Genomic DNA, 23,743 nt, shown 5'->3' with positions numbered 1-23,743 from the left:
ATGACGGACGCGATCTGCGGTGTCGCCAACGAGGCGGGCGGGCTCAATCGGTGTCGATGTTGGCCAGGTATGCCTCGTTGCCCTGGGCCCCGGCCGCCGTACCGGGCGGGACGAGCTCCTCCAGGCGCCGGAACGCCGACGGATCCAGCTCCAGGTCGCCCGCCGCGGCGTTGGCCCGGGCGTTGGCGGCCTTGCGCGTCCCCGGGATGGGCAGCGCGCCGCGCTCGATCACCCAGGCCAGCGCGAGCTGGGCGGACGTCACACCGTACTCGGCCGCCAGGGTCGCGACCCGGTCCGCCAGGGAGACGTTGCGCTCCAGGTTGGGACCCTGGAAGCGAGGGTTGCCGCGCCGCCAGTCGTCCTCGGCCAGGTCGGCTCCGCTGCGCACCTGCCCGCCCAGCAGACCGCGCCCCAGCGGGCTGTACGCGACGAAGGTGATCCCCAGTTCCTCGCACACCCCGAGGATCTCGTTCTCCGGCGCACGCTGGAACGGCGAGTACTCGGTCTGCAAGGCCGTCACCGGGTGCACCGCGTGCGCGCGGCGCAACGTGCTCACGGACACCTCCGACAGCCCGTACCCACCGATCTTCCCCGCCTCGATCAGCTCGGCGAACACCCCCGCGGTCTCCTCGATCGGCGTGACGGGGTCGAAACGATGCAGGTAGTACAGGTCGACATGGTCGGTCCGCAGCCTCTGGAGACTGGCGTCCAGGGCCCGCCTGATGGTCTCGGGACGGCCCTGCCCGGGAATGACGACCCCGTTCTCGTCCTGCGTCGCACCGGACTTGGTGGCCAGGACGATCCCGTCACGGCGGCCCGCCAGCACCCGGCCGATCAGGCGTTCGCTGGCACCGGCGCCGTACCGGTCGGCGGTGTCGACGAACGTGATCCCCGCGTCCAGTGCGGCCAGCAGCGTGGCGGCGGCCTCATCCTCCTCCACATGGCCGTACACGCCCGGCGCCAGGGTCATCGCGCCGAACCCCACGACCGACACCTGCGGCCCGTCCTTCCCCAAATTACGAAAACGCACGATGTAATGACCTTCCTGTTGGATGCGCCTTCACCCTGCCCGCGGCAACGTGTGACGGCCAGCATGCCGTCCCCACCGCCGGCCCTCCCTGCTGGAACCGCACCGCGGCGGCGCTTTTACAGGACATGGCCGAGGTGCCCGAACCCCGGCGCAACATGCTCCGGTACGTCTTCGCCGATCCCCGCGCCCGAACCTTCTACGTCGAGTGGGAGGAGGTGGCCCGCCACGGCCTGGCCCAACTGCGGACCGCCATGGGCCGCGACCCCGGCGACCCGCGGATCAAGGCCATGATCGACGAGCTGTCCCAGTGCAGCCCCCATTTCCGCACCTTATGGGAACGCCAGGACGTCAAGGGCCCCGGCATAGGCCGCAAGGAGTACCACCACCCGGCGGTCGGCCGGCTGACCCTCGACTACATAGGAATGGTCCTCCCGGGCACCCAAGACCACCAGTTCATCACCCTCACCGCCCCCGAAGACAGCCCCTCCCACACCGCCCTGGAAAAACTGGCCACCCTAGCCCCACCACCGATAACGCACCCGGCCCCCACGCCAACCTAAGCCTTTGCCATGCGCAGCCGGTCGGCCAGCGACACTACGCGGTCGGCGCGGCGGTGACTGAAGGGCACATCCTTTGCACGTACAACGCCAACGCCGCCGGATGCAGCCCGGACAGCGCCACCCACCGCCCCGGCCTCACCTCCACCGCCCCTCACCGATGTCATGGCCCGTCGTCCTTGGTGTGGTCCCACGCCTCTTCGCGTCCCCCAAGCCGGGCGGGGTGCCCGGCGAGCAGCCGAACAGCCTCACTGGCACGGCGCGGGCAGCCGGGCGGACGCCCCGGGTTGCCCTGACAACTTGGTTGAGAGTGGTCGCGGGTAGGGGACCGGCTTGCGGGTGGGTTCAGTGGATCCGCTGGGGGACGTTCCAGGGGTTGCTGTCGCGGAGGGGTGGTGGGAGGAGGTCCTGCGGCCAGTTCTGGTAGGTGACGGGACGCAGGAAACGTTCGATGGCGGCCGTTCCGACGGAGGTGGTGGACGGCGCGGTGGTGGCGGGGAAGGGGCCGCCGTGTTGCATGGCGTGGGTGACGGAGACGCCGGTGGGCCACTGGTTCCAGAGGACGCGGCCGCTGCGGTCGGCCAGGACGCCCGCCAGACCCGACAGCTCGGCGGTCTCGTCGGGTTCGGCGTGCAGGGACGTGGTGAGCTGGCCGGGCAGCTTCGCCAGGACCACGGCGACGTCCCGGAGGTCCTGGTAGGTGACCACCAGGCCGAGCGGGCCGAAGCACTCCTGGGAGGCGGCCTCGCTGTCGGCGGCGAACGCGGCCAGGTCCATGGTGAGCAGGCGGGGCGCCGTCGAGGTGTCGTCGTCGGGCCAGAGGACCCGGCGGACGCCGGGGCGCTGGCCGAGCCGCCGGGCGGTGTCGAGGAAGCCGGACTCGATCCGGTCGTTCAGCATCGGGGCCGCCCCGACCTCGGACAGGAGTCCCGCGATGCGATCCACGATGGCGTCGCCCGCGGGGACGAACATGAGCCCGGGGTTGGTGCAGAACTGGCCCGCGCCCATGGTCACCGAGCCGGCATAGCCCTTGGCGATCTCCTCGCCGCGGTTCTTGGCGGCCGCGGCGGTGACCACGACCGGGTTGATGCTGCCCATCTCGGCGTAGAAGGGGATGGGCTCGGGACGCTCGGCGGCGATCTTCGCCAGGGCCAGCCCGCCGCGTTCGGAACCGGTGAACGCGGCCGCCGCGATCCCCGGGTGGCGCAGGGCCTCGACTCCTTCCCGCTCGCCTTCGATCAGGGCGAACGTCCCCTCCGGCGCTCCCGCGTCCGACAGCGCGGCGGTGACGATCTCGGCGGTGCGCCGGGAGAGCCGGGGGTGGCCCGGGTGCGCCTTGACCACGACGGGGCAGCCCGCGGCGAGCGCGGAGGCCGTGTCACCGCCCGCGACGCTGAACGCGAACGGGAAGTTGCTCGCCGCGAAGACCAGCACGGGCCCCACCGCCGTCCGGTAGCGGCGCAGGTCGGGACGGGGGCCGGTGGGCCAGTCCGGGTCGGCGCGGTCGATCCGCGCATCGTAGGACCGGCCGGAGGCGGCCTCTTCGGCGAACAGCTTGAGCTGGAAGACCGTCCGGGTCAGTTCCCCGTTCAGCCGGGGCGTCTCACCCAGATGGGACTCGGCGTCGGCCAGAGGCACCAGTTCGGAGCGTGCCGCCTCCAATGCCTCGGCGACGGCGGTCAACGCCCGCGCCCTGGCCTCGGGGGGCGTCGCCGCCCATTCCTCGGCCGCCGCCATCGCGGCGGACACCGCCTGATCCGGCGTGCTCATGCGCTGCTCCTCTCGATCGGTCCCCGGGCTGACCGCACCGCGGTGGGCACGACCGCCGTCCGATGGCGCGGCCTCATTGCGATCACAATCCTTGGACGTCGTCAAGCCCTTGCCCCTTCGCCCGATGCCGTCCGCCCGGTGATCGCTCGTCCACGCTGATCATCGGCGCCACGATACCGAGGCCCGCAATACCCGGCTCGCGGCGATCCGCAGGCTGTCTCGCACCGCTGTCCGCGTCTCCATGCTTCAGGGGGTGAAGCGTTTGGGCGATTCGCATGTTCCTGGTCGGTCCTGGATTCGGCGCGGTGGCTCTGGTGCGGGTGTGTACGGCGGCGTGGAGGGCGAGGTCGCCGCCACGCTGCTGGACGGGGCACACGTTCTCCGGCGCTGAGCCTCACCGTGTGGTCGGTGTGAGGTGTGCACCCCGTCCGGTCACCGGCGGAGTAACTCGCCGGTCGCCGTGAGGATGTCGGTGGCGGCATCGATGGACTCGTGGGTCATCGGAAGGGGTCGGGGTGTGGGTTGTGGGCTGGATTACGAAAGGGAAGGGGTTGCGCCCTGTGGTGGTGATGGTCGGGTCATCGGTGTAGGGCTGGTGGGTGGGGCGGGCTGGTGTTCATAGGACGAAGCCTTCCGGAAAGGGGTCGGTGGGGTCCAGGAGGTAGTCGGCGGTGCCGGTGATCCAGGCCCGGCCGGTGAACTCGGGGATGACGGCGGGGAGGTCGCCGATCGTGGTTTCGGAGATCAGGCGGCCGGTGAAGCGGGTGCCGATGAAGGACTCGTTGACGAACTCGGTGTGGAGGGGCAGGCCGCCGCGGGCGTGAAGCTGCGCCATACGGGCGGAGGTGCCCGTGCCGCAGGGCGAGCGGTCGAACCAGCCGGGGTGGATGGCCATGGCGTTGCGGGAGTGCTTGGCGTCCGATCCGGGCGCCAGGAACTGGACGTGCTTGCAGCCGCTGATGGCCGGGTCGGCGGGGTGGTGGGGCGGGGCGTGCTCGTTGATGGCGGCCATGATGTCCAGGCCCGCGCGGAGGATGTCGTCCTTGCGGGAGCGGTCGAAGGGAAGCCCGAGGGGTTCCAGTTCGGTGATGGCGTAGAAGTTGCCGCCGTACGCCATGTCGTAGCGGACCTCGCCCAGCCCGGGGACGGGGACGACGGCGTCCAGGGCGAGGGAGAACGACGCGATGTTGCGCAGGGTGACGTTCTCGGCGACGCCGTCGCGGACGGCGACCCGGGCCTCGACGAGACCGGCGGGGGTGTCCAGGCGGACGACGGTCTCCGGCTCGGTGACCTCGACCATCCCGGTCTCGACGAGGACGGTGGCGACGCCGATGGTGCCGTGCCCGCACATCGGCAGGAAGCCGCTGACCTCGATGTAGATCACGCCCCAGTCCGCGTCCGGGTGGAGGGGCGGCTGGAGGATCGCGCCGCTCATCGCCGGGTGCCCGCGCGGTTCGTCCACCAGGAAGCGGCGCAGGCCGTCGAGGTGCTCGGCCGCGTAGCTCCGGCGTTCGGCCATGGTGGCTCCGGGGATCGGCGCCACGCCGCCGGTCACCACGCGGGTCGGCATGCCCTCGGTGTGGGAGTCGACCGCGTGGATCGTACGGACGGACCGCATCAGCCCGCCCGCCGCTGGAGTGCGTCGATGGCGCGGGTCATGTCGGCGGTGACGGCCTCGCGGTGCGCCGGGACGAGGGGGCCGCGCGGTGGCCTGCACGGGCCGCCGTACCGGCCGACCATGTCCATGCCGAGCTTGATGGCCTGGACGAACTCGGTGCGCGAGTCCCACCGGAACGCGGCGACCAGCGGCTCGTAAAGCGCCTTCGCCTCCTCCGGCTTGCCCGCCGTGGCCAGCTCGAACAGCTCGGCCGACTCGGCGGGGAACACGTTCGGGAACCCGGCGAACCACCCGGTGGCGCCCATCAGCAGCGCCTCGAGCGTCACGTCGTCGGCTCCGGCCACCACCTCCAGGCCCGGGGCCCGCTCCTTGATCTCCAGTACGCGGCGGACGTCGCCGGAGAACTCCTTGACCGCGACGACCCCGTCGATCTGCGCGATCTCGGCGAGCAGGACCGGGGTGAGGTCCACCTTGGTGTCGATCGGGTTGTTGTAGACCATGACCGGCAGTCCTACGGAGGCCACGGCCTCGAAATGGGCGATGACCTCGCCGTGGTTGGCGCGGTACATGGTGGGCGGCAGGCACAGGACGCCGTCCGCGCCGTCCTCGGCGGCCAGTTCGGCCCAGTGCTTGGCCTGGTGGGAGCCGGGGCCGTGCACCCCGACGACCACGACGCCGTCGCCGCCCACGGTCTCGACCGCGGTGCGGGCCACCCGGCGGCGTTCCTCGTCGGTCAGGGAGGAGTACTCCCCCAGCGAGCCGTTGGGCCCGACGCCGCGGCAGCCGTTGTCGACCAGCCACCGGCAGTGCTCGGCGTACCGGTCGTAGTCGACCGCGAGCCCGGCCGGCGCGGAGGGGTCCTCGCGGTACGGCAGGGCCGTCGCCACGATGACTCCGCCCAGCGTCTCGACCTTCTTATCGCCGCTCATCGGGCGTCCACCTCTCATCGTCGTGCGGATCATGGGTGTCGGGGCGCCCCGCCGACCGCCCTTCCCGTTGCGGGACCGCCTCGGAGGCACGGCCGTTCGCGGCCGTGGCGCCCGGCCCGGCGTCTTCGGGGGTGAGCGCCGCCAGTTCTCCGAGGCGGATGGGCTGGGCGATGGGACGGTGGTGCGGCGTCGCCGGGGGAAGGCCCGTCTCCGGGCGGCCCGGGCCGCCGGCGGCCCGGCGGGCGAGGAGTTCGGCGACCGTGGGGCCGCAGACGCGGGCTTGGCAGGGGCCCAGGCCCGCGCGTGTCCTCAGCTTGACCGGGCGGGCCGCGGCGCCCGCCGGGTCGCCTGCCGCTTCGCAGAGGGCGCCGTACGTGGTCCCCTCACAGCGGCACACGACCGTGCCGGGACGCAGCCACCCCGGCCAGCCGTCGCCGATCGGGTGGGCGGCGGCGAGCCGGGCCGCGAACGCGCGGCCCTGGTCGCGGCGGCGACGCGCGAGATGGCTCTCGGGCGCCGCGGGCGAGCCGCCCGCCGCCAGCCATCCCGCCAGCAGACCCTCGGCGCGAGCGGCCGGGGCGCCCGCGATCCCGGTGATCTCCCCTGCCGCGTACACCCGGGGGACGCTGGTGAGCTGATCGTCGTCGACCCGTACGTAGACCTCGGCCGCGGAGACCTGACGCAGGGCGCAGCCCGCGGCGACGGGCAGCTCCAGCTGGGGCGTGAAGCCGTGGGAGACGCAGACGGCGTCGACGGGCCGAGTGCGTTCGGTGCCCGGGATCACCGACCAGTCGGGACGCAGCCCTGCCGTGACGACCTCTTCGACCCGTCCGTCGCCCCTGGCCTCGATCACCGCGCGTCCCATCCGGTACGGGACGCGGTGCCGGGCCAGCAGGGACGTGTAGGAGGCGAGTTCGGCGGCCTTGGCACGCTGGGAGGCCAGCTCCCAGAGGCGGCGCGTCCACCCGCGCAGAACGGCGGCGGGCCGCCCCGCCTCCAGAACCTCCACGACGTGCGAGCCCGCGTGCAGCAGCGAGGCGGCGACGGGCAGCAGGAACGGCCCGGCGCCGGCCACCACCACCTTGTCCCCCACCGCGAGGCGTTCGCCCTTGGCCAGTGCCTGTGCCGCGCCGGCGGTGAAGACACCGGGCAGGTCCCACCCGGGGAAGGGCAGCACCCTGTCGTGCGCTCCGGGCGCCAGAACGAGCGCGTCGGGGTCCAGCACGTGAGCTTCCCGTCCGCCGCCGTCGGCCGGGCCGCGCAGCACATGCACCCTGGGCGGTCGTGGAACGGTGGGGTCGCCGCGTTCCAGGGACCAGACCGTGCTCCCGGGCCACCACGCGCAGCGCGGGTGACCGAGAACGTGGCGGCGCATCCGGTCGAAGTCGCGGTGGACGCCGCCCGCACTGCCGAGGTCATCGGCGTCGTAGGGCATCCGGTGGTACTGACCTCCGGGCCGGTCGGCCGCGTCGATCAGGGTGACCTCGGCCCCGGCGCGCAGCGCCGCCGCGGCGGCCGCCAGCCCGGCCGGACCCGCCCCGATGACCGCGACCCGCCGGCGAAGCCCGCTCATCGCGCCTCCCCCGCTTCGTCCGGCTCCCCGGAGCCGACCGCCTTCCTCGACCGGCTCGGCTTCCCGGTCTCGCTCGCTCCCTGAGCACGCTCCGCGACGCGAACCCGCCCGTCCTCCCCGGACGGGCTCGACTCGTCGGACTCTCCTCCCTCGCTCGACCCAGGCGTGCCCAGCTCACTGCCAGCGCCCGACGCAACGGGAGCGTTCGGACCCGCGGACCCGCTCGGCTCCCCAACCGTGTCCAGCGCGCCGCCGACGCTCGGTTCGCCGCCGGGGCTCGGCGCAACGGGCGTCGCTGGAGCTACAGACCCGCCTGGCTCTCCGGGCGTGCTCGGCGGGCCACCAGCGCCCGCCTCACCGCCAGCGCCCGGCGCGACGGGTGTGTCCGGCCCTGCGGATCCGTTCGGCTCTTCGGGGGTGCTCGGGTTGGTGGGTGGGCTTGGTTCAGGGGGGTCGCTGGGTTGGTTGGGGGTGCGGGATTGGGTGGTGATGGTGTCGCCGTTGGTGGCGCGGCGGCGGCAGGCGCGGACGTCGGGGATGCCGTTGACGGTGAGCAGGCAGTCGAAGCAGGCTCCGATGCCGCAGAAGACGCCGCGGGGCGCGCCGGAGGGGCCGCGGCGCCAGGAGAGGCGGCCGGCGGAGAGCAGGATGCCTGCGATGGTCTGCCCCTGGACGCCCTCGAAGGGCTCGCCGTCGACCGTGATGCGCAGCGGTGAGCCGGGGCGGGGGCCGGGGGCCGGGCGCGGGGTCATGGCTGCTCACCGCCGGGGACCGCCCGTCCGGCGGGCGTCTTCGCACCGGGCTCTACCAGGGCCAAAGGGCGGTCGACTCGGAACGGGGTGATGTCCATTTCGGGCTCGCGGGAGAGCAGGCCGTCGGCCAGGAGCCGGGCGGTGCCCACGGAGAGGCCGATGCCGGCGCCCTCGTGGCCGGTGGCGTGCCAGAGGCCGGAGAGGCGGGGGTCGGGGCCGATCAGCGGAAGGTGGTCGGGCACGTAGGGCCGGAAGCCACCGTAGGCGCGCATCACGGCGGCGCCGGACAGGCAGGGGAACAGCCGGAGGGCCTTCGCCGCGATCCGGGACAGCACGCCGGGGTGGAGGCGGTCGTCGAATCCGACGCGGCGGCGGGACGAGCCGAGCAGGATCGTGCCGGCGCGGGTGGACTCCACGACCGCCGAGGTCTGGAGGTCGCCGGAGCCGCTGCCCACGGCGCCCACATAGTCGGCGTCGTAGACCTTGTGGAACACGGTCGGGGGCATGGGGGCGGTCACCAGCACCTCGCCGCGGCGGGGACGGACGTCGACGGGGGCGCCGAGGCGGGCCGACAGCTCGCCGGACCAGGGCCCGGCGGCGTCGACGAAGGCGTCGCCCTCGATCAGGCCCAGCGTGGTGCGGACACCGGTGACGCGCCCGCCCCGGCTCACCGCGCCCAGCACCTCGCATCCGGTGCGGAGGATGGCGCCCGCCCGCAGGGCCGCGCCCAGCAGCACGCTCGCGGCGCCGGACGGCTGGACCTGGGCGTCCTCCGGGTAGGCGAAGGCGGCGGTGACGTCGCGGGTCAGGTGGGGCTCGGCGGCGGCGAGCTCGGCGGCGCTCAGCGGCTCGGCGCGGACGCCCGCCTCGCGCTGGGAGGCGGCGAAGCCCCGCAGGTCTTCGGCGCCCGCTTCGGTGGTGGCGACGACGATGCCGCCCTTGGGTTCCCATTCGGCGGGGCGGCCCCCTTCGGCGAGGACCTCGGGCCACAGGCGCCGGGAGAGGCGGGCCAGCTCCAGTTCGGGGCCCGGTCCCTTGTCGGAGACCAGGACGTTGCCCTCGCCGTGCGCGGTGGTCGCCGCGGCGGGGCCGCCCCGGTCGACGACGATGACCTCGCATCCGGCCAGGGCCAGCTCGCGGGCGCAGGCGGCGCCGATGATCCCGGCCCCCAGCACCACGATCCGCGTCGCCCGCACCTCGCCCCCTCTCCAGCGTCGGTCGTTCGGTTTACCGAACGGCTTCGAGGGTAGGTGCCCGCTCGCGTCCTGTCAACGCGCCCGCTCAGCGCTCCCGCCCGGCCGTGCCCGCCAGGCAGGCCGCGCCCGAGGCCGAGGAGTGAAGTCGCTGGTCAGAGCGGTATTGCAGGAGCAGGACCGAGCGTACCCGGCCTTCCAGAGCGGTGTACGAGTGCGACCGCGCGGCGTCGAAAGCGACATAGTCCCCCGGCCCCAGCTCCAGGTACCGGTCGTCCACCCGAACGCCGAGCCGTCCCGCCTGCACGATGGTGTGCTCGGTGCCGGCATGGCCGAGCGAGTCCTGACGCGCGCCGGCCCGCACCACCTGGTCGTACACCTCGAAGATCGCGTCGCCCGCCTCGATGCCGCGCAGCGGGCGCAGGTCGACGCCGGCGCCGCGCAGCACCTCGACGTCGGCGGCGCGCACGACGGTCGGGCCGGACGGGCGGTCATGGTCCAGCAGGTCGGAGATCGCCACTTCCAGGGCTCTGGACAGGCTGAACACCGTCTCGATGGTGGGGTTGCCCGACCCGGACTCCAACTGGGAGAGCGTCGCCTTCCCGATCCTGGAGCGGCGGGACAGCTCCGACAGGGACAGGCCCCGTTCGGTACGGGCGCGCCGCAGGTTGGCGGCCAGCATGTCGCGCACCGACCCGGGGCGCGGCTCCGGACCGGCGTCCTCGCCGCCTGTGTCCGGGCCGGCGTTGTCCACCATGCGTCCTCCCTCGTCCCCCTGGGCCTGGGCTTGGGGCGCCCAGGCCCAGGTGATGTTCGCTATACCGAACGAGGGTACAACCTAAGGACGCCTAGATGACGCCCCCTCATCCCGTGGGGCGCTTGGCCACAAGGGTGAGGACGTCGTATTTGGCAACGGACTTGCCGTCCTGGTTGGTGACGTCGGTGTCCCACCGCACCTCGCCGTAATCGGCGCCATCTCGCGGGGAGATCTGCTTGGCGGTCAAGGTGACCGTCAGTTCGTCTCCCGGGTAGACGGGGGTGAGGAACCGCAGGTTCTCCAGGCCGTAGTTGGCCAGGACGGGCCCGGGCTCGGGCGAGACGAACAGTCCTGCGGCGAAGGACACCACCAGGTAGCCGTGCGCTACCCGACCGCCGAAGAACGGGTTGGCCTTGGCCGCCTCGTCGTCCATGTGGGCGTAGAACGTGTCCCCTGTGAATTCGGCGAACCGTTCCACGTCCTCAAGGGTCACCGTACGGGGACCGGCGACGACGGTGTCACCCACGCGCAGCTCTTCGAGGTGCTTACGGAACGGGTGGACGTCAGTGACCGTACGTTCGGCCCCAGGAACCCAGCGTCCGGTCAGGGCGGTCAGCATGCCGGGCCCGGCCTGCACGGCGGTGCGCTGCATGTGATGGACGATCCCCCGGATGCCGCCCATCTCCTCCCCGCCACCGGCGCGCCCGGGGCCACCGTGGATGAGGGGCGGCAGGGGCGATCCGTGCCCAGTGGACTCCTTGGCGTCCTCCTCGTTGAGGACGAGCACACGACCGTGCCAGGGGGCCAGGCCCAGGACGACCTCACGGGCGAAGCCGGTGTCGGCCGTGACCACCGAACCGGCAAGGCTGCCACGGCCACGCGCCGCCAGCTCCACCACCTGCGCCGCGTCACGGTACGGCAGCAGCGTGCTCACCGGGCCGAACGCCTCCACCTCGTGCGGTTCGGCCCGTTCCGCGTCCTCGGCGCGGATCAGGATCGGCGAGATGAACGCGCCGCGCTCGGCGTCGGCGTCCACCACCTCCACCCGGTCGGGGTCGCCGAAGAGCAGGCGGCCCGCGTCCAGCAGCGGCTTCAGCGACCGGCGCACCTCCTCGCGCTGGCCCAGGCTCGCCAGCGCGCCCATCCGCACGTCCGGGTTGGCGGGGTTCCCGACGGCGACCTCGGCCAGCCGTGCCCGCACGGCCTCGGCGACCTCGTCCACCAGGGCCTCGGGGACGAACGCGCGGCGGATGGCGGTGCACTTCTGCCCCGCCTTCACCGTCATCTCCGCGACGAGCTGCTTGACGTACAGGTCGAACTCGGCCGTACCGGGCGTGGCGTCCGGGCCGAGGACGGAGCAGTTCAGCGAGTCGGCCTCGGCGTTGAACCGGACGGAGCGGCCCACGATGGCGGGATGGGCGCGGAGCCTGCGCGCGGTGTCGGCCGAGCCGGTGAACGAGACCGCGTCCTGCTCGGTGAGGTGGTCGAGCAGGTCGCCCGCGTCCCCGCAGAGCAGTTGCACCGAGCCCTCGGGGAGCAGTTCGGACTCGACGATCAGCTCGACCAGCCGGGCGGTCAGGTAGGCGGTCTGGCTCGCGGGCTTGATCAGGCTCGGCATCCCGGCGACGAACGCGGGCGCGAGCTTCTCCAAGGGCCCCCAGACGGGGAAGTTGAACGCGTTGATCTGGACGGACACCCCCGGCAGTGGCGTGCACAGGTGCTGTCCCACGAACGTGCCGCCCTTACCGAGCGGCTCGACGTCGCCCTCCACGAACACGGTGTCGTTGGGAAGTTCGCGCCTCGCCTTGCTGGCGTACGCCGACAGGACCGCGATGCCCCCGTCCACGTCGAACTTCGAGTCACCCAGCGTCGCACCCGTACGGGACGACAGCGCGTACAACTCGTCCCGATGCTCGCGCAGGTAGGAGGCGAGCGCCTTCAGCAGCGCCGCCCGCTGATGGAAGGTCAGCTCGCGGAGCGCGGGACCCCCGACCTTGCGGCCGTACTCCAGGGCCGCCCCGCGGTCGATGCCCGCCGTGGAGACCCGGGCGACCTCCTCCCCCGTCACGGCGTCCGGCAGCGGCGTCCCCTCCCCCACCGGGAGTTCCCAGGCACCCGACACGAAGCTGCGCAACATGACCACAGGGACCTCCTCGTCCGGCCTCGCTCGCACGCCGCCCGGCACCGGCCGCACCGGACGGGCGTCCACGGTCCAGCCTTTCACCGATCCCGCCGATCCATGCGTCGCAGAGATGACAGGTCCCGGCGGGATTCTTTGTGAAGACCGCGATCGTCCGCGGGTTCGTCCCCGAGGCGGTCATCCGGGACGCGGCTGCATTCCCGTGGGCTGAGCGGGCACGGGAACACCATGGAGCACATGACGCTGCGTAGTCCGGCCTTCAACGACCACACCGAGATCCCGGCCGAGTACTCGCACGCCAACGGGGACCTCTCGCCGCCGCTGGAGTGGTCCGAACCGCCCGAGGACGTGGTGGAGCTCGCGCTGGTGTGCGAGGACCCGGACGCGCCGAGCGGCACCTTCGTCCACTGGCTCCTCGCCGGGATCCCGCCGGACACCACCGAGATCGCCGAGGGCGACACGCCCACCGGGGCCGTGGTCGGACGCAACGACTACGGGACGCCCGGGTACGGTGGCCCGCACCCGCCGAAGGGGGACGAGCCGCACCGCTACATCTTCCGTCTCTACGGGCTGTCGGAGCCGACGAATCTCGAAGAGGGGTTCTCCATCGAGGACCTCAGGGACGCCGAGGACGGCACCGTCGTGGCGACCGGCACGCTCGTCGGCCTCTACGGACGGTGAACCATGACAGGCCCCTCGCACGACCCCGAGCCCACACCCGGCCCCCATGAGCAACCCCATGGGGAGCCGCAACGGGCGGAGGGGCCGCCGCATCACCGGCAGCCGCCCGGGACGGAACCGCTCACGGCGCGCAGCCCCCTGCGGCTGCGCGCCGTGATGTCGTCGATCGCCCTGGTGTCGGGCGTGGTGGCGGCGGTCCTGTTCTCCCTGGTGTCGGCCCGGGACGACAGCACGGGCGCCGCGGTCGCCGCGGGGATCTGCGCCGTGCTCGCCCTGATCGCGCTGACCGACCTGATCGTGATCACCCGGCGCTTCCGCGTCTGAGCCCTGCGCCGCCGCCCCCGCCGGAGGCCGGCGCGAGCCGCCCGAGCGCCGCCGATCAGGGCAGGGCGGCCAGGTCGACCATGTCGTGCGCCGCCGCGACGATCGCGTCGGCGTCGATGCCCGCCACCGCCATCTGCTCCTCCGGGGTGGCCGAGCCGGGCATGTCCCGTACGCCCAGGCGGATCACGCGGGGCGGGGCCCAGCCGTCGGCGAACGCGCTCATCACGGCGTCGCCCAGGCCGCCCTCGGGCCAGTGGTCCTCGACGATCACCATGTGGCCGGTGACCTCGGCGGCCTCCCGCAGCGTGTCCACGTCCACCGGCTTGACCGAGTACAGGTCGATCACCCGGGCGGGGATGCCGGCGACGTCCAGGCGGGCGGCGGCCTTCAGCGCCTCGTGCACGGTCACCCCGGCCCCGACCAGGGTGACCTCGTCGTTCTCGGTGGCGCGGAGTACCTTGCTGCCGCCGATGCGGAAGCGCTCGTCCGGCCCGTAGATCACCGGGGTCTTGCCGCGGGTGGTGCGCATGTACCGGATGCCGGACGCCCCGGCCATCTCGCCGACCAGCCATGCGGTCTGGTTGGCGTCGCACGGGTACAGGACGGTGCTGCCGTGCACCGCGCGGAGCGCCGCCAGGTCCTCCAAGCCCATCTGGGACGGACCGTCCTGCCCGATCGCGACGCCCGCGTGGGAGCCGGACAGGTTGAGGTCGGCGCGGCTGACCGCCGCCATCCGGATGAAGTCGTAGGCCCGGGTCAGGAACGCGGCGAAGGTGGACACGTACGGCATCCAGCCGCGTGCCTGCATCCCCACGGCCGTCGCGACCATCAGCTGCTCGGCGATGTAGATCTCGAAGAACCGCTCCGGGTGCGCCTTGGCGAACATCGCGGACCGGGTGGAGTCGCTGACCTCGCCGTCCAGCGCGACCACGTCCCCGCGCGCGTCGCCCAGGGCGGCCAGCGCCTCGCCGTAGGCGTTGCGCGTGGCGACCTGTTCGCCCTTCTCGTACCGGGGAGGGTGGAAGGTGCCGTGGTCCAGCGGACGGGAGCAGGGCGCGGACTCGGGGTGCCGCGGCTCGGCCGTGATGTGGCGGCGCCCGCCGAGCTCGGCGACCGCCTCCTCGGTGTCCGGCAGCGGCTTGCCGTGCCGGCCCTCCTGATCGGCGACCGCGGCCACGCCGTGCCCCTTCTCGGTACGGGCGATGATCGCGGTGGGGCGTCCGCCGGTCGCCGCGGCCTCCGCGTACGCGTCGTCGATCGCGTCCACGTCATGGCCGTCGATCTCGATCGTGTGCCAGCCGAACGCGCCGAAGCGGGCGGCGTAGGCGCCGGTGTCCCAGCCGTGCCGGGTGGGGCCGCGCTGCCCCAGCCGGTTCACGTCGATGATCGCGCAGAGGTTGTCCAGGTTCTCGAAGCCGGCGTGCTCGGCGGCCTCCCAGACCGATCCCTCGGCCATCTCGCTGTCGCCGCACAGCACGTACACCCTGTACGGGAGCTGGTCGAGGTGCTTGGCCGTCAGGGCCATGCCCACGCCGACGGGAAGTCCCTGGCCCAGCGACCCGGTGGCCACGTCCACTCCCGGCAGGCGCGGCGTGGGATGGCCCTCCAGGCGGCTGCCCAGCTTGCGGAACGTCAGCAGTTCCTCGTCGCTGATCGCACCGGCCGCCGCGTACAGGGCGTACAGCAGGGGCGAGGCGTGCCCCTTGGAGAAGATCAGCCGGTCGTTGGCGGGGTTGGAGGGGGCCTCGAAGTCCGAGCGCAGGTGGTGGGCGAGCAGGACCGCCATCAGGTCCGCCGCCGACATCGACGAGGTGGGGTGCCCCGACCCGGCGGCGCCGGAAGCGCGGACGGCGTCCACGCGCAGCCTCTGCCCGAGTTCGCGCAGCTCATGTTGGTCCATGCCCGGCCCCTACCCGGCATAGGGGAAGGAATGCGACCAATACCCCCAAACACCCCGCCTAGCGGGACGCGGGACGGGGCAGGCGGCACGAGCCGCCGAGGACGACGTCGCTGCCACGCCCCAGGCAGCGGGCCAGCAGGTACGTCTGCTGGCCGTAGCCGATGCCCTTCCGGATGGTGACGGTGCCGTCCCGGGCGACCTCGCACGGGTTGTTCAGGGTGCAGCGCTCGCCGTCCTCGTTGCCGGTGTTGTTGACGCCGATGACCTGGCGGGTGCGGGCGTCCAGGATGGGCGACCCCGAGGTGCCCGCGATGGTGGCGCACTCGGACGTGTAGCGAAGGGAGTCCTTCCACGTCCAGCCCGCCTCACGCATGCGGTACACGAAACCGTCGAGCCCGCAGGAGTAGGTCTTCCTCCAGTAGCCGGACACCACCCGGATCCGCGTCCCGGCCCGGGGGCGGGTGTCGGAGAGCCGCAGCGCGGAGATCCCGTACTTGCGGCGGATCTGGGCGTAGGTGGAGCGGAGGCGGTAGACGGTCACGTCGGTGTCGGTCATGGTGGCGTACTCGATCCTGGTGGCGGTGAGCGTGCCCAGGTCGTGGTCGCCGCCGGGGGCCAGCAGCCGGAAGGCCCGGGACGAGGGGCGGTCGACGATCACCTTTCCGGCCGGGGGCATCCCGGTCTCCAGGCAGTGCCCGTTGGTCAGCACCAGCGCCCTGTCGGCGTCCCGCGTCCACGGGCCGCGCACCAGGGAGCCCGAGCAGTTGCTCAGCGCGACCGTCCCGGCGAAGGGACCGCTCACCACCGGCACGGCGGCCGAGGCCGTACCGGACGTCAGGAGCGGGACGGCGCCCACGGTGCAGGCGAGCGTCGCGGCGGCCAGGCGTCCGGCCATCAGTGTCCTCCCCGGCGTGAGGCATGAGCGTGGAGATAGGGCGTGAGCTACGCTGCGGAGCCGATCCGATCCGCAGCGTCATCATGCCGTCACATGGCACGAGACGCAACCACACCACCCCGTTCGGCAGGCGGTCCTACGATGTCCGCTATGACCGATGAGCCGATTCGCTGGGGAATCCTGGGCACGGGCGCGATCGCCGAGGTCTTCACGGCCGACCTGCTGCGCCTGGACGGCCACGAGGTCGCCGCCGTGGGGTCCCGCACGCCGGAGACCGCCACCGCCTTCGCCCAGCGGCACGGCATCGGGCGGGCGCACGGCTCCTACGCCGAGCTGGCCGCCGACCGGGACGTGGACGTCGTCTACATCGCCACCCCGCATTCGGCGCACGCCGACACGGCGAGGCTGTGCCTGGAGGCGGGACGGGCCGTCCTGGTGGAGAAGCCGCTCACGGTCTCCGCGGACGAGGCGCGGCGGCTGGCGGAGGTGGCGCGCGCCCGCGGCCTGTTCATGATGGAGGGCATGTGGACACGGTTCAGCCCGCTGGTGCGGCGCATGAACGGGCTGGTCGCCGACGGCGCGATCGGTGAGGTCTCGGCCATCTACGCCGACTTCTCCATCGCGCCGCCGTACGACCCGGCCCACCGCATGTGGGCGCCCGAGCTGGCCGGGGGCGCGCTGCTCGACCTGGGCTGCTACGTCCTGTCGATCACCTGGCCGCTGCTGGGCCCGCCCAGCACGGTGCAGACGGTGTCCGCGCCCGCGCCCACCGGCGTGGACGCCAACACCGGGATGCTGCTGGGCTACGAGTCCGGCGCCGTGGCGCTGCTGCACTGCGGGCTGATGGGGTTCTCACCGCACACCGCCGCCGTGGTCGGCACCAAGGGCCGCATCGAGCTGGCGTCGCCGTTCTACAAGCCCTCCGCCATGACGCTCACGCGTGAGGGGCGCGACCCCGAGACCTTCACCGTGGAGCTGGAGGGGAACGGCTTCACCTACCAGGCCGAGGAGGTGGCGCGCTGCCTGCGCCAGGGCCTCACCGAGTCGCCGCGGCTGCCGCTCGCGGAGTCGGTGGCCGTCCTCGAAGTGATCGACAAGGTCGCCGCCTCGTTCACACGGCACGCATGACCCGGCCGGTTCAGTCCACGTCCAGCCAGCGGAAGGTGCGCTCGACGGCCTTCTTCCAGCCGGCGTAGGCCGCCTCCTTCTGTTCCTCCGACCACTGGGGTTCCCAGCGGCGGTCCTCGTTCCAGTTCCGGCGGAGCTCGTCGGTGTTGGACCAGAACCCGACCGCCAGGCCCGCGGCGTAGGCGGAGCCGAGCGCCGTGGTCTCGGCGACGACCGGCTTGGACACCGGGACGCCCAGCACGTCCGCCTGGATCTGCATGGCCAGGTCGTTGGCGGTGACACCGCCGTCGACCTTGAGGACGGGCAGCGAGACGCCCGAGTCCTCCCGCATCGCCTCCGCGACGTCGCGGGACTGGTACGAGATCGCCTCTAAGGTGGCCCTGGCGAGATGGGCGTTGGTGTTGAAGCGGGACAGCCCGACGATGACGCCGCGGGCGTCCGAACGCCAGTACGGGGCGAACAGCCCCGAGAACGCGGGCACGAAGTACACCCCGCCGTTGTCCTCCACCTGCGAGGCCAGCGACTCGCTCTGCGCCGCCGTGGAGATGATGCCGAGCTGGTCGCGCAGCCACTGCACCGCCGACCCGGTCACCGCGATCGACCCCTCCAGCGCGTACACCGGCGCGGCGTCGCCGAAGCGGTAGCAGACGGTGGTGAGCATCCCGGCCTTGGACCGGACCAGCTCGTTGCCGGTGTTGAGCAGCAGGAAGTTGCCCGTCCCGTAGGTGTTCTTCGCCTCCCCGACGGCGAAGCACACCTGGCCGACGGTGGCGGCCTGCTGGTCGCCGAGGGCCCCGGTCAGCGGCACCTCGCCGTGCAGCGGCCCATTGGTCAGCGTCACTCCGTACGGTTCGGGCGCGGACGACGGCTTGATCTCCGGCAGCATGGCGCGCGGGATGCCGAAGAACGACAGCAGTTCGTCGTCCCAGTCCAGGGTCTCCAGGTCCATCAGCATCGTGCGGCTGGCGTTGGTGACGTCGGTGACGTGCACGCCGCCCTCACGGCCGCCGGTGAGGTTCCACAGCAGCCAGGTGTCGACGTTGCCGAAGAGCGCCTCGCCGCGCTCGGCGTCCTCGCGGACGCCGTCCACGTTCTCCAGGATCCACTGGACCTTGCCGGCGGAGAAGTAGGTCGCCGGGGGCAGCCCGGCGCGCTGCCGGATGACGTCGCCGCGGCCGTCGCGTTCCAGCGCCGAGGCGATGCGGTCGGTGCGGGTGTCCTGCCACACGATCGCGTTGTAGTACGGGCGGCCGGTGCGCCGGTTCCACACGACCGCGGTCTCCCGCTGGTTGGTGATGCCGAGGGCGGCCAGGTCGGAATGGTGCAGCCCGGCGCTGTTCATCGCGGTCTCGGTCACCGCGCGGGCGCGCTCCCAGATCTCGGTGGGGTTGTGCTCCACCCAGCCGGCCTGGGGCAGGATCTGCTCGTGTTCCAGCTGGTGGCGGGCGATCTCGTTCCCGCCGTGATCGAAGATCATGAACCGGGTGCTGGTGGTGCCCTGATCGATCGCTCCGACGAAGTCGGCCATGCGGCCACTCCCTTCCTGCCGTGGTCGGCCGGCGCCGGGCCGGGCGCCGGCCGGGGACGTTCACGCCGCGGGGCGGGTCACGGCTCGTACTCGGGCTTGGTCTCCTTTTCCTCCGCCGGCGTCTCCTCCGGCGGCGGCAGGTTGCGGCCGATCAGGAACAGGTACAGCCCGGCGCCGATGGCACCGCCGATCAGCGGTCCGGCGATCGGCACCCAGAAGTACAGGTCCCCGTGCTGGTCGCGCCACGCGCCGCCGTATCCGGTGAGGTACTGCGCCAGCCTCGGCCCGAGGTCACGGGCGGGGTTGATCGCGTACCCGGCGTCGGTGCCCCACGCCATGCCGATGCCCACCACCACCAGCCCGATGATGAACGGGGTGAGGTTGGCGAGCGGGGGGTTGTTGCGCAGGTCGGTCAGCGCCATGACCAGGAAGAGCAGGATCGCGGTGCCGATGACCTGGTCGCGGAAGCCGCCCCACATGCCGACCGGCAGCGTGCCGTTGCCCGGCAGGGTGCTGAAGACCAGCTGGCTCTTGATGGTGTGGCCGGGGTCGAACGCGGCCAGCACCTCGGTGTAGTTCCACCGGACGAACAGGGCCGCCACGAACGCGCCGGCCGTCTGCGCCAGGACGTACGGCGCCACCTTGTTCCAGGGGAACCGCTTGAACAACGCCAGGGCGACGGTGACGGCCGGGTTGATGTGGCCGCCGGTCATCCGCGCGGCGACGTACACGCCGAGCGTCACGCCGATGCCCCACGCCCAGGCGATGCTGTCGTGGTCGCCGAGCGCGCCGTCGGTCAGGCCGGAACCCGCGATGACCTGCGCCACCACCCCCACACCGAAGAGGATCAGGATCAGGGTGCCGGCGAACTCCGCGGCCATCTCCTTGGCCAGCGGAGGAAATCTCAGTCGTTCCGCCATCTCTCCTCCTCGGGGCGGTGTGACTTGAGACACAACTGCCGCGAACGTAAGTAGACGGGACAAATCGGGTCAACCAGCAAGTCGCGACAAATCCCGTCGCGGCGCTGTCACGGTCCGTGCGCATCACGGACGCCGATCCGGGTACTGGCCGTGCGTGGCGGGCACGTCTCCCGTGGCGGCGAGCCACGATCGACAGTGTGCCCAGCCACGGGCGATTCATGGCCGAGAGAACCGCTGCTGCGGGTATTGAATTCTTTGGGGGTGGGTCATGGCGGCGACGACCGCACACGGGGCCACGGAGGCCGGGACCTCGGCGCGCGGCCGGTGGGGGCTCCTGCTTCTCGCCTGCTGGACCGTCCTGATCAACTCCTGGGCCTGGACCATGATCGCCCCGCTGGGACCGGCGGAGATCTCCGACATCGAGCTGACCGGGGCCGAGCGGACCGTCCTGGTGGCGGTGCCGTTGCTGACCGGGGCGTTCGGGGCCGTGCCGATCGGCGCCATGACCGACAGGCACGGCGGCCACACGATGTTCCCCGTGGTCAGCTTCCTGGCGTTCTTCCCCACCCTGTATCTGGCGTTCATGGACGACTCGTTCACGTTCATGGTGGCGGGCGCGCTCGTGCTGGGCGCGGCGGGCACGGCGCTCGCGGTGGCGGTCCCCGCCGTGGCCGCCTGGTTCGAGCCGTCCCGCCGCGGGCTGGTCACCGGGATCGTGGGCGCGGCCACGGGCGGGGTCGCGCTGTCGGCACTGGCGACGCCGCCGCTGGTGGGCGCGATCGGCCGCACCGCCACCTTCCTGTTCCTGGCGGCTCTCCTGCTGGTCACCGGGGTGGTGACGCTGCTGTGCAGCCGGGACGCCCCTGGCATGGGCACCACCGACGAGGTGGTCTGGGAACGGGTGCGCTACGCCCGCGAGCGGGAGGCGACCCGCCGCGTGTGGCCCCCGTACGCGCTGGCGTTCGGCGGCTTCCTGGCCATGGTGATCTACCTGCCCGCCTATCTCCGCAACGTCCACGGCACCGCGCCGCGGGACGCCGTCGTGCACGCCGGGGCCTTCGCGGTCGCCGCGGTGGCCGCGCGCCCGCTCGGCGGATACCTGGGCGACCGGTTCGGCCCTCGCCCGGTGCTGATCGCCGGGTTCGGGGCGGCGGCCGCCCTCACGCTGGCCGCGGCGCTGGACACGGACGCGGGCGCCGCGGCGACCATCACGTTCGTCCTGCTGGCGTTCGCGCTCGGGCTGGCGGCGGGGGCGGCGTGCACGCTGATGACCCAGATGGTCGAGCCGCGGGACCTGGGCGTGACCACCGGCTTGGCCACCGCGGCGGCCGTGCTGACCGGACTGGTCATGGCGGTGCTGATGGGCGCCGCCCAGGTCCTCACCGACTCCTACCTCATCGGGCTGCTGATCCTGGCCGTCGCGGCGCTGGCCGCCGCGCTGGCCGGAGCGGCCGCGCCGGGCCGGCGGCCGCCCGGCCGCCGGGAGCCCGCCGAACCACGGGCGCGCGGCGAACGCGCCTAGTGGCCGCGGAAGGCGTCCTCCAGCCACCAGGACGGGGCGTTCCTCGTCACCTTGGCGTGGACGACCATCGGACGGTCGCGCGGCCCGGCCAGCCAGTCCGCCACCCCGGCCAGGTCCTCGCGCCGGGAGACGGTGACCGCGTCGCAGCCGAAGCCCCGCCCGATCGCCGCCAGGTCGGCGGGCGGGAACGTCACCGTGTCCAGCGGATGCCCGTCCGGGCCGAAGTGGTGCACCTCGGCGCCGTACGCCTCGTCGTCGTACACGACCACCAGCAGGCCGAGCCCGAGCCGCACCGCGGTCTCCAGCTCGGAGATCGACATCAGCGCGCCGCCGTCGCCCAGCGCCGCGACGGTGAGACGGTCGGGGCGTGCCAGCGCCGCGCCGACGGCGGTGGCCAGGCCCAGCCCCACCGACTGGAACGCCTGGGTGAACACCAGGCCGTCGCCGTCCGGGACGTCCAGGTACATCGCGGGGTAGCCCATGAAGTTGCCGGAGTCGACGGCGACGGTGCGCTCGGCGGGCAGCAGGTCGTCCAGGGCGATCGACAGGGTCCGCGGGTCGATGCGGGACCCGTCGGACGCGTCGTCATAGGGGTGATCGCGCCAGCGCCGCTCGCGCGCCAGCCGTCCGGCCACCTCCGGTAACCGGTAGCCCGGCCCCGGCTCGCCGCCCGCCCGGCCGCGCGCGTCCAGTTCCGCCAGGACGGCCCGCGCGGTCTCGGCCACGTCGCCGGTCAGGCTCAGGTCGGCGGGCTGGTGCGCGCCCAGCGACGCGGGGTCCAGGTCGACCTGGATCAGGGTGGCGTTCTTCCCGACCAGCGTCCCGTGCCGCATCGTCCACATGTTCAGCGAGGCGCCCCAGCCCACCAGCAGGTCGGCGCCGGCGATCAGCTCGGCGGCGGTGGGGGTGGCGAACCCGCCGCTGACGTCCAGGTCGTAGGGGTCGCCCTTGAACAGGCCGCGCGCCACCGCCGAGGTCGCCAGCAGCGCGCCGCACCGCGCGGCCAGCTCCCGCAGCGGGCCGCGCGCCCCGCTGAGCCGGGCGCCGCGCCCGGCGATGAACACCGGCCGCTCGGCGGACTCCAGCGCCGAGGCGAGCCGGGCGATCGCCGCGGGCGGCGGCACGGGCAGGAACGGCACCTGGCCCGGCCCGGCGAACGCCGCCGCGGCCTGGCCGGGCGGCACCACGGGACGGCTCATCAGCTCCGGCCCGGTGTACTCGGCGGCCTGGACGTCCAGCGGCAGGCCGAGGATCACCGTGCGGCGCTCGGCCACCGCCGTGCGGCAGGCGCGGGCCGCGTCGGCCAGCGCGGTCCGCGGCGAGTGCACCCGCTCGGGGACCGCGCCGACCGCGGCGGCCAGGGCGGCCTGGTCGATACGGAAGTTGGAGCGCACCGCGCCGGAGGCCACCTCCCCGGTCAGCACCAGCAGCGGGGTGCGGCTCTTGGCGGCCTCGGTGATGCCGGTGAGCGCGTTGGTCAGCCCCGGCCCCTGGTGCACCGACAGCACGCCGAGGCCGCCGGACACCCGCGCGTACGCGTCGGCCATCGTGGCGGCGCCGCCCTCGTGCCGTGCCGCCACGAACCGGGCGCCCCCGGCGACCAGCGCGTTGGTGACGTGGAAGTTGCCGCTGCCGACCACGCCGAAGACGGTGCGGGCGCCCAGGCGCGCGATCGCGCCGCCCACCGCCTCGGCGACCGTGATGACCGGCTGGGTCATCGCTCGACCAGGGCCAGCACGCGCGCCGGGCTGCCGGAGCCGCCGACGATCGGCAGCGGCGTCGCGACCAGCACCGCGCCGCGCACGGGCAGCCGCTCCAGGTTCTGCAACTGGGTGAGGCCGTACTTGCCCGCGCCCAGGAAGTAGGAGTGGCAGGGGAAGGGCGGGTCGAACGAGTGCGCCGCGCCCGCGTCGGTGCCCACGGTCTCCACCCCGAGCCCCTGGAGCGGGGTCTCCTCGGCCAGCCACCGCGCGCATTCGGCGGAGATGCCGGGGGTGTGCGACCCGGTCTCGTCGGCGTTGAGGAAGGCGTCGCCGTCGCCCGAGCGGGCGTCCCAGCCGGTGCGGTACAGGAGCCAGCCGCCCTCGGGCAGCGGCCCGTTGCTCTTCTCCCAGTCCCGGACGTGGTCGATCTCCAGCAGGAAGTCGGGGTCGGCCGCCGCGTGCGCGGAGGCGTCCAGCACCACGGCGGGCGCGACCAGGCGGCGCGGCGGAACCTGCGACACGTCCTCGCGCTCCCGCCCGGTCACCCAGTGGACGGGCGCGTCGAAGTGCGTCCCGACGTGCTCGCCGGTGCGGATGTCGTTCCAGTACCAGGCGGGCCCGCGGTCGTCGTACCGGCTGATCTCGGTCAGCGAGAACGGCACGGTGTTGGCGAACGGCTCGGGCAGGTGCAGGATCGGCGTGGACTCCGACAGCGGCGCGGTCAGGTCCACCACCTCGACCGAGCCGTCGGCGAGCGCGGCGAGCAGGTCGTTGAGCACGGGCATAGCGTCGTTTCCCTTCCCCAGATGCGCGACTGAACGGG

General features: G+C 73.1%; 20 protein-coding genes. 5 read left to right on the top strand and 15 right to left on the bottom strand.

The window, feature by feature from the left end:
- Positions 1-43: 43 nt before the first annotated feature.
- A complete protein-coding gene (locus ACGWYJ_RS10830) occupies positions 44-1,030 on the bottom strand; it encodes an aldo/keto reductase (protein WP_395105677.1) in 987 nt (328 codons plus the stop codon).
- A 35-nt stretch (positions 1,031-1,065) separates the two neighbouring features.
- Here ACGWYJ_RS10830 and ACGWYJ_RS10825 point away from each other — a divergent pair, with 35 nt between their 5' ends.
- Positions 1,066-1,590: a hypothetical protein gene (locus tag ACGWYJ_RS10825; RefSeq protein WP_395105776.1), complete on the top strand. Its 525-nt coding sequence runs from the start codon at positions 1,066-1,068 to the stop codon at positions 1,588-1,590.
- Between the two features lie 342 nt (positions 1,591-1,932).
- On the opposite strand, the gene ACGWYJ_RS10820 is transcribed toward ACGWYJ_RS10825, so the two are convergent.
- The 8 genes from ACGWYJ_RS10820 to paaZ all read right to left on the bottom strand — a co-directional run bounded on the left by ACGWYJ_RS10820 (position 1,933) and on the right by paaZ (position 12,316).
- The gene (locus ACGWYJ_RS10820) at positions 1,933-3,357 is read right to left on the bottom strand and encodes an aldehyde dehydrogenase (NADP(+)) (RefSeq protein ID WP_395105676.1); all 1,425 of its coding nucleotides are present in this window, start codon (positions 3,355-3,357) and stop codon (positions 1,933-1,935) included.
- A 616-nt stretch (positions 3,358-3,973) separates the two neighbouring features.
- Complete coding sequence (locus tag ACGWYJ_RS10815; protein WP_395105674.1) at positions 3,974-4,975, bottom strand: proline racemase family protein; 1,002 nt, start codon at positions 4,973-4,975, stop codon at positions 3,974-3,976.
- On the bottom strand, positions 4,975-5,904 hold the full coding sequence (locus ACGWYJ_RS10810) for a dihydrodipicolinate synthase family protein (protein WP_395105672.1): 930 nt from the start codon (positions 5,902-5,904) through the stop codon (positions 4,975-4,977). The genes ACGWYJ_RS10815 and ACGWYJ_RS10810 overlap by 1 nt, the downstream gene beginning before the upstream one ends.
- Entirely contained in the window at positions 5,891-7,477 is a 1,587-nt protein-coding gene (locus ACGWYJ_RS10805; RefSeq protein ID WP_395105670.1) for an NAD(P)/FAD-dependent oxidoreductase, read from the bottom strand. The genes ACGWYJ_RS10810 and ACGWYJ_RS10805 overlap by 14 nt, the downstream gene beginning before the upstream one ends.
- A complete protein-coding gene (locus ACGWYJ_RS10800; RefSeq protein WP_395105669.1) occupies positions 7,474-8,229 on the bottom strand; it encodes a (2Fe-2S)-binding protein in 756 nt (251 codons plus the stop codon). Before ACGWYJ_RS10800 ends, ACGWYJ_RS10805 begins: the two co-directional genes overlap by 4 nt.
- Complete coding sequence (locus ACGWYJ_RS10795; protein WP_395105668.1) at positions 8,226-9,425, bottom strand: NAD(P)/FAD-dependent oxidoreductase; 1,200 nt, start codon at positions 9,423-9,425, stop codon at positions 8,226-8,228. Before ACGWYJ_RS10795 ends, ACGWYJ_RS10800 begins: the two co-directional genes overlap by 4 nt.
- A gap of 85 nt (positions 9,426-9,510) precedes the next feature.
- Complete coding sequence (locus tag ACGWYJ_RS10790; protein ID WP_395105666.1) at positions 9,511-10,179, bottom strand: helix-turn-helix domain-containing protein; 669 nt, start codon at positions 10,177-10,179, stop codon at positions 9,511-9,513.
- A 106-nt stretch (positions 10,180-10,285) separates the two neighbouring features.
- Positions 10,286-12,316, bottom strand: a complete 2,031-nt coding sequence (gene paaZ, locus ACGWYJ_RS10785) for a phenylacetic acid degradation bifunctional protein PaaZ (RefSeq protein WP_395105774.1) — start codon at positions 12,314-12,316, stop codon at positions 10,286-10,288.
- Positions 12,317-12,556: 240 nt separating this feature from the next.
- Here paaZ and ACGWYJ_RS10780 point away from each other — a divergent pair, with 240 nt between their 5' ends.
- Positions 12,557-13,000 carry a YbhB/YbcL family Raf kinase inhibitor-like protein gene (locus ACGWYJ_RS10780; RefSeq protein WP_395105664.1) on the top strand — a complete coding sequence of 148 codons (444 nt, stop codon included), beginning with the start codon at positions 12,557-12,559 and terminating at the stop codon, positions 12,998-13,000.
- Positions 13,001-13,003: 3 nt separating this feature from the next.
- The gene (locus ACGWYJ_RS10775; protein ID WP_395105662.1) at positions 13,004-13,324 is read left to right on the top strand and encodes a DUF6343 family protein; all 321 of its coding nucleotides are present in this window, start codon (positions 13,004-13,006) and stop codon (positions 13,322-13,324) included.
- A 55-nt stretch (positions 13,325-13,379) separates the two neighbouring features.
- On the opposite strand, the gene ACGWYJ_RS10770 is transcribed toward ACGWYJ_RS10775, so the two are convergent.
- Both ACGWYJ_RS10770 and ACGWYJ_RS10765 read right to left on the bottom strand, forming a co-directional pair.
- Positions 13,380-15,224 carry a transketolase gene (locus tag ACGWYJ_RS10770; RefSeq protein WP_395105660.1) on the bottom strand — a complete coding sequence of 615 codons (1,845 nt, stop codon included), beginning with the start codon at positions 15,222-15,224 and terminating at the stop codon, positions 13,380-13,382.
- Positions 15,225-15,282: 58 nt separating this feature from the next.
- A complete protein-coding gene (locus tag ACGWYJ_RS10765; protein ID WP_395105658.1) occupies positions 15,283-16,119 on the bottom strand; it encodes a serine protease in 837 nt (278 codons plus the stop codon).
- Positions 16,120-16,269: 150 nt separating this feature from the next.
- Here ACGWYJ_RS10765 and ACGWYJ_RS10760 point away from each other — a divergent pair, with 150 nt between their 5' ends.
- Entirely contained in the window at positions 16,270-17,247 is a 978-nt protein-coding gene (locus ACGWYJ_RS10760; RefSeq protein ID WP_395105656.1) for a Gfo/Idh/MocA family protein, read from the top strand.
- A gap of 10 nt (positions 17,248-17,257) precedes the next feature.
- On the opposite strand, the gene glpK is transcribed toward ACGWYJ_RS10760, so the two are convergent.
- Together glpK and ACGWYJ_RS10750 are read right to left on the bottom strand one after the other, a co-directional pair.
- Complete coding sequence (gene glpK, locus ACGWYJ_RS10755; protein WP_395105654.1) at positions 17,258-18,775, bottom strand: glycerol kinase GlpK; 1,518 nt, start codon at positions 18,773-18,775, stop codon at positions 17,258-17,260.
- 77 nt (positions 18,776-18,852) lie between these two features.
- Positions 18,853-19,695, bottom strand: coding sequence for an MIP/aquaporin family protein (locus ACGWYJ_RS10750; protein WP_395105652.1), 843 nt, complete (start codon positions 19,693-19,695; stop codon positions 18,853-18,855).
- 268 nt (positions 19,696-19,963) lie between these two features.
- Between ACGWYJ_RS10750 and ACGWYJ_RS10745 the strand changes: the two genes are divergently transcribed.
- On the top strand, positions 19,964-21,217 hold the full coding sequence (locus ACGWYJ_RS10745) for a nitrate/nitrite transporter (protein ID WP_395105651.1): 1,254 nt from the start codon (positions 19,964-19,966) through the stop codon (positions 21,215-21,217).
- Here the strand turns inward: ACGWYJ_RS10745 and ACGWYJ_RS10740 are convergent.
- Together ACGWYJ_RS10740 and ACGWYJ_RS10735 are read right to left on the bottom strand one after the other, a co-directional pair.
- Positions 21,214-22,935: a thiamine pyrophosphate-binding protein gene (locus ACGWYJ_RS10740; RefSeq protein ID WP_395105650.1), complete on the bottom strand. Its 1,722-nt coding sequence runs from the start codon at positions 22,933-22,935 to the stop codon at positions 21,214-21,216. The genes ACGWYJ_RS10745 and ACGWYJ_RS10740 overlap by 4 nt on opposite strands.
- The gene (locus tag ACGWYJ_RS10735; RefSeq protein WP_395105649.1) at positions 22,932-23,705 is read right to left on the bottom strand and encodes a cyclase family protein; all 774 of its coding nucleotides are present in this window, start codon (positions 23,703-23,705) and stop codon (positions 22,932-22,934) included. The genes ACGWYJ_RS10740 and ACGWYJ_RS10735 overlap by 4 nt, the downstream gene beginning before the upstream one ends.
- Between the last annotated feature and the right edge of the window lie 38 nt (positions 23,706-23,743).

It is taken from the genome of Actinomadura sp. SCN-SB, assembly GCF_043906805.1.
In the GTDB taxonomy this organism is placed as follows: domain Bacteria; phylum Actinomycetota; class Actinomycetes; order Streptosporangiales; family Streptosporangiaceae; genus Spirillospora.
Note: the sequence above shows the minus strand (reverse complement) of the source record. Positions and strands in the feature narration are given on the sequence as shown.

What these genes read in the sequence shown, in the direction of transcription:
- ACGWYJ_RS10820 (WP_395105676.1), bottom strand. Translation starts at nt 3,357, where the DNA reads ATGAGCACGCCGGATCAGGCGGTGTCCGCCGCGATGGCGGCGGCCGAG.
- ACGWYJ_RS10815 (WP_395105674.1), bottom strand. Translation starts at nt 4,975, where the DNA reads ATGCGGTCCGTCCGTACGATCCACGCGGTCGACTCCCACACCGAGGGC.
- ACGWYJ_RS10810 (WP_395105672.1), bottom strand. Translation starts at nt 5,904, where the DNA reads ATGAGCGGCGATAAGAAGGTCGAGACGCTGGGCGGAGTCATCGTGGCG.
- ACGWYJ_RS10805 (WP_395105670.1), bottom strand. Translation starts at nt 7,477, where the DNA reads ATGAGCGGGCTTCGCCGGCGGGTCGCGGTCATCGGGGCGGGTCCGGCC.
- ACGWYJ_RS10800 (WP_395105669.1), bottom strand. Translation starts at nt 8,229, where the DNA reads ATGACCCCGCGCCCGGCCCCCGGCCCCCGCCCCGGCTCACCGCTGCGC.
- ACGWYJ_RS10790 (WP_395105666.1), bottom strand. Translation starts at nt 10,179, where the DNA reads ATGGTGGACAACGCCGGCCCGGACACAGGCGGCGAGGACGCCGGTCCG.
- paaZ (WP_395105774.1), bottom strand. Translation starts at nt 12,316, where the DNA reads ATGTTGCGCAGCTTCGTGTCGGGTGCCTGGGAACTCCCGGTGGGGGAG.
- ACGWYJ_RS10780 (WP_395105664.1), top strand. Translation starts at nt 12,557, where the DNA reads ATGACGCTGCGTAGTCCGGCCTTCAACGACCACACCGAGATCCCGGCC.
- ACGWYJ_RS10775 (WP_395105662.1), top strand. Translation starts at nt 13,004, where the DNA reads ATGACAGGCCCCTCGCACGACCCCGAGCCCACACCCGGCCCCCATGAG.
- ACGWYJ_RS10770 (WP_395105660.1), bottom strand. Translation starts at nt 15,224, where the DNA reads ATGGACCAACATGAGCTGCGCGAACTCGGGCAGAGGCTGCGCGTGGAC.
- ACGWYJ_RS10765 (WP_395105658.1), bottom strand. Translation starts at nt 16,119, where the DNA reads ATGGCCGGACGCCTGGCCGCCGCGACGCTCGCCTGCACCGTGGGCGCC.
- ACGWYJ_RS10760 (WP_395105656.1), top strand. Translation starts at nt 16,270, where the DNA reads ATGACCGATGAGCCGATTCGCTGGGGAATCCTGGGCACGGGCGCGATC.
- glpK (WP_395105654.1), bottom strand. Translation starts at nt 18,775, where the DNA reads ATGGCCGACTTCGTCGGAGCGATCGATCAGGGCACCACCAGCACCCGG.
- ACGWYJ_RS10750 (WP_395105652.1), bottom strand. Translation starts at nt 19,695, where the DNA reads ATGGCGGAACGACTGAGATTTCCTCCGCTGGCCAAGGAGATGGCCGCG.
- ACGWYJ_RS10745 (WP_395105651.1), top strand. Translation starts at nt 19,964, where the DNA reads ATGGCGGCGACGACCGCACACGGGGCCACGGAGGCCGGGACCTCGGCG.
- ACGWYJ_RS10740 (WP_395105650.1), bottom strand. Translation starts at nt 22,935, where the DNA reads ATGACCCAGCCGGTCATCACGGTCGCCGAGGCGGTGGGCGGCGCGATC.
- ACGWYJ_RS10735 (WP_395105649.1), bottom strand. Translation starts at nt 23,705, where the DNA reads ATGCCCGTGCTCAACGACCTGCTCGCCGCGCTCGCCGACGGCTCGGTC.